Annotated in this window: 2 protein-coding genes; both read left to right on the plus strand. The window is 42.5% G+C overall.

The window, feature by feature from the left end; translation table 11 throughout:
* On the plus strand, positions 1-492 hold a 492-nt coding region (locus tag AB6F11_RS21640; protein WP_102394650.1), incomplete at its 5' end, for a helix-turn-helix domain-containing protein.
* Positions 489-1,331: an IS3 family transposase gene (locus AB6F11_RS21645; RefSeq protein ID WP_106427183.1), complete on the plus strand. Its 843-nt coding sequence runs from the start codon at positions 489-491 to the stop codon at positions 1,329-1,331. The genes AB6F11_RS21640 and AB6F11_RS21645, both read left to right, overlap by 4 nt.
* Positions 1,332-1,362: the final 31 nt, after the last annotated feature.

Consider the following 1,362-nt stretch of genomic DNA (forward strand, 5'->3'; position numbering starts at 1 on the left):
GAGCTAAAATGTATCATTGCTAAGCAATACTTAGATGGCACGTCATCTCTCTATTTAGCAAAACAATATTCAATTTCTTCAAGGCAGATACGGTATTGGGCTCAAGTCTTTGCCATCCATGGTACTGATTCATTTTTACCAACTAAGCATGCCGCGACTGCTCAAACAAAACGAAAAGCATTGAATTTAATGTGGACGAATGAATGGTCTCTCACGCACACTAGCGCTGTATTAAACCTCTCATCCCCTGGGATACTCTCTGTCTGGCTCAAAAGATTTAATGAGCTCGGTATCAAGGGGCTCAAAATGCGCCAGAAAGGAAGACCCTCAATGAAACAGCAACCTCAACGTACCACTAAGCCTGATAATGAAATGACACTTGAGGAGCTAAAAGAGGAGTTGGTCTACTTACGAACCGAGAATGCCGTTCTAAAAAAGTTGGAAGAGTTGGAGCAGGAAAAAAACCGTCGAACAAAGAAAAAGCGGTCATAGCTCTAACTCTTAAAGGCAAGTACCCGCTGAAGCACTTACTGCAGACTCTACAGCTGGCAAAAAGTGTCTTTTATTATCAAGCTCAAACAAACAAGCGCCCAAATAGCTACGAACGTGAGCTGCGGTTGATAAAGTCAATTTATCATGAACATAAGGGTCGATACGGCTACCGCCGTATTCACTTGGAACTAAAAAATCAGGGGTTCGTGCTTAATCACAAAACGGTTCAAAGGCTTATGGCTCAGCTCAACCTTAAATCGACGGTCAGGATTAAAAAGTATCGTTCATACCGAGGAGAGTCTGGAACAGCTGCTCCTAACCTGCTTGAAAGAGATTTTAGTGCGACTCAACCCGATGAAAAGTGGGTAACTGATGTCACGGAGTTCAAAGTCAAAGAGCAGAAAGTATACTTGTCTCCCGTGGTCGACTTGTTTACTCAGGAGGTAGTGGCTTATAGAGTGGCCAAAAATGCCTGCTTGCCGCTTGTCACGGATATGCTAACGGAAGCCATATCAAAGCTCAAACCCAACTCAAAGCCAATTATACATAGCGATCAAGGTTGGCAATATCGTCATCGACAGTATCAGAAAAAGGTAGCGGAGAGTGGGTTAACACAAAGCATGTCGAGAAAAGGTAACTGCTTGGATAATGCGGTTGCTGAAAACTTTTTTGCTTTACTCAAAACAGAGATGTATCACAACCAAAGCTTTGAAGATGCAGATGCTCTGATAGAGCAAATTAAAGAATACATCGAGTACTACAATACCAAACGTATAAAAGTGAAACTAAAAGGCCTGACTCCGATAGAATATCGAACTCAGGCCTTGAAAGCCGCTTAACAGAAATGTCCAACTTTACGGGGTCACTTCA

It is taken from the genome of Vibrio sp. 10N.247.311.14, assembly GCF_041467715.1.
Classification (GTDB): Bacteria; Pseudomonadota; Gammaproteobacteria; order Enterobacterales; family Vibrionaceae; genus Vibrio; species Vibrio crassostreae_C.